Origin of the sequence: Wolbachia endosymbiont of Bemisia tabaci (genome assembly GCF_003999585.1) — a bacterium.
GTDB lineage: Bacteria > Pseudomonadota > Alphaproteobacteria > Rickettsiales > Anaplasmataceae > Wolbachia.
Genome location: NZ_CP016430.1, coordinates 1,154,591 through 1,159,782 on the forward strand (window position 1 = coordinate 1,154,591; position 5,192 = coordinate 1,159,782).

Genomic DNA, 5,192 nt, shown 5'->3' on the forward strand with positions numbered 1-5,192 from the left:
GAAAAGCAGTAAAGAAGGCGCTTGACAGCCTTTCATATAATGCAATAGAAATAGATGTTGATAGCAATATTGCTCAAAAGCTTAAAAAAACTAATCCCGCTCTTGCTTTTATTGCTCTACATGGACCTTATGGTGAAGATGGCTGTATTCAAGGTTTACTGGAGATTTTAGGTATAAAATATACACACTCAGAAGTTATGGCTTCGGCTGTTGCTATGAATAAAGTGATGTCAAAGCATATATTCCATTCTCTTAATATCGACACTCCAAGAGGTTATGTAATTAGTCGAGAAGATGTGCTAAAAAATAATATTAAAGTTGATTATCCGTACGTCTTAAAACCGATTAACGAAGGCTCAAGCATTGGAGTACACATGATTTTCTCACATGAGGATTACTTAGAGCTGAAAAATAACAGTTCTACTATAATGGAAAAGATGACCATAGAAGAATACATACCGGGTATAGAGTTACATACTGCTGTGTTGCTGAATGAAGCAATTGGTACTATGGAAATACGACCAAAAAATAAATTCTATGATTATGAAGCAAAGTATACAGATGGATTTGCAGAACATATATTTCCTGCTAAAATTCCTGACAACATATATAGAATGACCTTGGAACACGCACTAAAAGTTCATCAATTTTTAGGATGCAAAACTGTTTCCCGCTCAGACTTTCGTTATAATCCCCAAAATAACACTTTAAAAATGCTTGAGATTAATACACATCCTGGCTTTACTGAATTATCGTTAGTACCAGAAATTGCAAAATTGACAAAAGGAATTGATTTTAATGAATTAATTAAAATTATTGTCAAAGACAGTTTACACCACAAGAATATTAGAGATCAAGCCGATGTTGAACAATGTTACTAGAAGCCAAAGGAGTTTTTTGCGCAAGTGTGCTTTCATGATTATAACTGCACTTTTCCTTACAATAGTATTTTATAGTTCACTTGATAAAATAACAAATCGATTCAATTACTACTTTACTTGGTGTGACGATCGCTTATCGAGCTTATTAATTAGCAATGGATTTTCAATCGACAAAGTAACCGTTACTGGAAACAAATTTACAAATGAACAGGACATTCTAAGTTTAGTAGACAGAACGCAACCTATTATGTACATATCCCTCTCAAAACTAACAGATAATATACAATCTGTAAGCAAATGGATAAAATATGTAAGAATTTACAGGATTTTGCCCAATACCTTACAAATTGATATAGATGAACATACACCCTTCGCTCTCTGGAAAGATGATAACAGAACTTCAGTAATTGACTCTGAAGGTAAAGTAATCGTAGATGACTACCAGATAGATAATCTCGTTATAATCAAAGGACAAAATTCGTTATCAAGCCTAAAATTCATTAAATATATACTAGAGAGGAAAACTCAATTAAGTGATCATATTTCTTCTTGTGTCTATGTAGGCAATAGAAGATGGAATATCATACTCGATGGCAGTGCCACAGTAAAATTGCCTGAAGATAATCCTTATAGCGCATGGGATTATTTAAGCCACTTGCAAAATACAACCGACTTTACTTTTAGCAATTGGAGCATAATTGATATGCGTGTTGCTGATAAGATCCTTGTGAAGAAGTGATCTGCTCGGTGCTCCTTTTCATGTCATGCAAGTGGCCCTTTTTCTGTCATCCGAGTAGCTTAAAACTGGAATCAAGATTGCAAGTAATCAATTAAGTTGTGTCTAGTACACCTTAATATAAAAACCCTGCTGTGATTAGAAATACACTAAATCTTGGTTTGTACATGTTTCATCTTGTGCAGCAAAAGACAATAATTTTGCGCTCTCAAGAAAACTTTTTGCACTAGCTTCTAAGAGATCAGATTTTACTTCTGTGAGTTCACATGTAATCTGATCTATTTTCCCATTCAAATTTTTATGTGCATCTTCGATTAATTTATTCATTTCATCTTCTAAAAGCTTCCTTACTTCTTTGTTTTGTGAAGTGACAATATAATCTATTTTGCTTGTGATTTCAGGTTTGATAAGGCTTTCAATTTTTTCCTCAGTATATTTTTTTACTTCTTCTTCTACCTGAGTTTTGATTTCTGGCTTTAGCAAATCTGCAACTTCTGGTCCTACTTTTTTCACTGCTTTTTCAGCTGCATTTTTTGCTGCTTTTTCAGCATTTGCTTCTACTGACTTTACTGTCTTATCAATTGAAGTCGATATTTTTTTTTCTATTTGATTAGCTTTTTCGGTAGCTATTTTATTAGCTTTCTCTTCAGCTAAAGTTAGCATTTTTCCTTCTATTTGTTTTTACTTCATCTTGAGCTGCTTTTCTAGCTTCTAGTTTTAAATCGTTACCCATTTTAGATATTACTTGTTCTGCAGCTTTTTGTGCTGCTTTATCTACGCCCAACCAGCCTCCTAATGTATCACTCACACCATGTGCTAAAGTTTTAGAACTCAATTGACTTTCCGAATTTTGTGGTTCGTTTAGGTGTATTTTCCATACTGTATTCTGTGTGTCGTAACTTGGTTGGTCGTTCCAATTTTTGTAATTGTATTTTACCATAATATACTCCTTGATTTAAAAATAATTCTAATATTAGCATGTGAATATGAACTTTATATTAATATTGATATAACTGGTTTGCAGTTTAGTAGTATAAATTTATAGTACCTTTTGAAAAAATTCATGACTTGACGACAAAGAGTATTATATTGGTATCATGACTAACTTGGAAAAGATGAGAGAAAAACTGCAGAACCAAATTAATTACCATAATATCTTATATTATCAAAAAAGTAAGCCAGAGATAAGTGATGCTGAATATGATGAACTGAAAAAAAAGTTAGCTGCAATAGAGCCAGAAGCTTATGCAACACAAGATAGTGTTGGTGCTCCGCCTGATGAGAGATTTTCTAAGGTGGAACATCAAGAACCTATGCTTTCTCTTGAGAATGCTTATGATGAACAAGGTGTAGAAAAATTTTTGTCTAAAATAAAGAGATTTTTAATTGCAGATGAAATAGAGATATTATGTGAGCCAAAAATTGATGGATTGTCATTTTCTGCAATTTATGAAGATGGGAAATTTGTTAAAGCTGCAACTCGAGGTGACGGTTTTGTAGGAGAAGATGTAACTCACAATGTTGCAACAATAAAAGGCTTTCCTAAGTTTTTACAAGATGTGCAAGGAAGACTAGAAGTAAGGGGTGAAATATATATCAGTAATAGCGACTTTTTAAAGTTAAATGAAAATAATGAATTTGCTAATCCTCGAAATGCAGCTGCTGGTTCTTTAAAGCAATTGAATGCGAACATTACAGCAAAAAGGCCTCTTAGATATTTTGCTTATTCTTTAATTGGTGGAATAGAGAAAAGTCAAAGTGAGGTACTAGAAAAGCTTGAGAAATTTGGTTTTTGCGTAAATGAGCATCGCTTCTTAACAAGTAGTTTGAATGGAATGCTAAAGTTCTATAACGAGATCTATGATTATCGTTATAACTTGGATTATGATATCGATGGGATAGTCTATAAAGTGAATGATTTGGTGCTACAAAGTCGTCTGGGAAGTACACACAAAGCGCCACGCTCAGCGCTTGCATATAAATTTTCTGCGGTTTATGCAAAGACAAAGTTAAATAAAATATTTATACAAGTGGGTAGAACGGGGGTTTTAACTCCAGTTGCAGATTTGGTACCAGTCAATATTGGCGGAGTGCTAGTTAGCAGAGCAAGTCTACATAACCAAGATGAGATAAAACGTAAAGACATAAGAGAAGGAGATGTTGTAACAATTAAAAGAGCTGGAGATGTAATTCCTCAAATTGTCAAAGTAGATGAAGGTTCTCGTCATGCAAATATGCCTGAATTTGTGTTTCCTGACATATGTCCTGAATGTGGTAGTAAAGTGCAGATTGAAGGAGTTGCAGTAAGATGTCCTAAAGAATTTAATTGCAAGGCTCAAATAGTAGAAAAACTAAAACATTTTGTGTCAAAAGATGCATTTGACATTGTTGGCCTTGGTGAAAAACAAATAAAGTTTTTTTATGACCTGGAACTAATAAGACAAATTCCAGACATTTTTATTTTAGAGGAAAGATTAAAAGAGTTTTCCTTAAAAGAGCATCATGGTTGGGGCGAGAAGTCAATAGCTAATCTATTAAGTGCTATACAAAGCAGAAGAGTAATCTCTCTAGATAGGTTCATATTTTCTTTGGGTATCAGATTTATCGGCCAAGTTGCAGCAGAATTGCTCGCAAATTATTATGTATCTTATGATAACTGGTATAATTCGATGTCATCAAATGATGTTGAGTTGGTAGGTATAGATGGTATAGGAGAAAAAGTAGCTGAATCTTTAAAATCGTTTTTTTCTCAGGAACGTAACATTAAAATGTTAAATGATCTTACTGCATATCTGCAAATTCTTCCCGTGAGCTCCAACTCTAGCGATTCTTTTTTGAATAACAAAATTATAGTGTTTACTGGTAAGCTACGTGCTATGAGCAGAAGGGAGGCAAAAGTAAGAGCTAAAGTTTTAGGGGCAAAGATCAGTTCAAGCCTTTCTACTAAAACTGACTATTTAATTGCAGGAGAAGATCCAGGTTCAAAATATAAAAAAGCAATGGAATTGGGTGTGGAAATTTTAGATGAAGAACAGTGGAACAAATTGTGCTAAATACAACTTAATCTGACGGGAATGAATTAACTGATAGAAGAATTGAAAACTAATATCAGACTCTTAAGATAGATTTGCCAAATTGGGAGTGTTAAATAAACTGTGTCAAACTACATTTTAATTCAACTCAACTCTCAATCTATCAGGAAAGAAAATGTCGAGCTGGGACATAATTAATGCCCAATCACGTACAGGCATCGTCCACTTTTCTTCCACCTTTTTTATAGCACAATATACCAGCTTGTACAAAGCATTTATACTGGTAAATGAGACCTTGGTCTTGCCTAATTTGTCTATGCAACCCCTCAATTGGATTAGTGGTGTAAATTACTCTCCTCATTGGATCAGAATACTTGAAATAACTAGACAAATTTTCCCAGTTACTCTGCCACGATTTTATAACCATAGAGTACTTTGTACCCCATTTTTCATCCAGTTCTAGTAGATAATTCTCAGCAATTTCCTTGCTTGATATACCCTCTTCAAATCACTTAAAAAGCTCTTTATATCTTTGCTAGCCAC

At 33.7% G+C, this 5,192-nt stretch carries 5 protein-coding genes and 1 pseudogene; 3 read left to right on the forward strand and 3 right to left on the reverse strand.

The annotated features are described in order from the left end of the window. On the forward strand, nucleotides 1-881 hold an 881-nt coding region (locus BBB02_RS05515; protein WP_164741548.1), incomplete at its 5' end, for a D-alanine--D-alanine ligase. Next, nucleotides 862-1,620 (forward strand): cell division protein FtsQ/DivIB, encoded by a 759-nt coding sequence (locus BBB02_RS05520; RefSeq protein WP_127464220.1) that lies wholly within the window; start codon nucleotides 862-864, stop codon nucleotides 1,618-1,620. The genes BBB02_RS05515 and BBB02_RS05520, both read left to right, overlap by 20 nt. A 135-nt stretch (nucleotides 1,621-1,755) precedes the next feature. Here the strand turns inward: BBB02_RS05520 and BBB02_RS06555 are convergent, their stop codons facing one another. Then, a complete protein-coding gene (locus BBB02_RS06555; protein ID WP_245970098.1) occupies nucleotides 1,756-2,280 on the reverse strand; it encodes a hypothetical protein in 525 nt (174 codons plus the stop codon). Beyond that, entirely contained in the window at nucleotides 2,264-2,557 is a 294-nt protein-coding gene (locus tag BBB02_RS06560) for a hypothetical protein (RefSeq protein ID WP_245970099.1), read from the reverse strand. The genes BBB02_RS06555 and BBB02_RS06560 overlap by 17 nt, the downstream gene beginning before the upstream one ends. A 157-nt stretch (nucleotides 2,558-2,714) precedes the next feature. Here BBB02_RS06560 and ligA point away from each other — a divergent pair, with 157 nt between their 5' ends. After that, nucleotides 2,715-4,670 carry an NAD-dependent DNA ligase LigA gene (gene ligA, locus BBB02_RS05535; RefSeq protein WP_127464221.1) on the forward strand — a complete coding sequence of 652 codons (1,956 nt, stop codon included), beginning with the start codon at nucleotides 2,715-2,717 and terminating at the stop codon, nucleotides 4,668-4,670. Between the two features lie 117 nt (nucleotides 4,671-4,787). Here ligA and BBB02_RS05540 read toward each other — a convergent pair. Next, nucleotides 4,788-5,192, reverse strand: a pseudogene (locus BBB02_RS05540) (transposase); the annotation flags it as partial.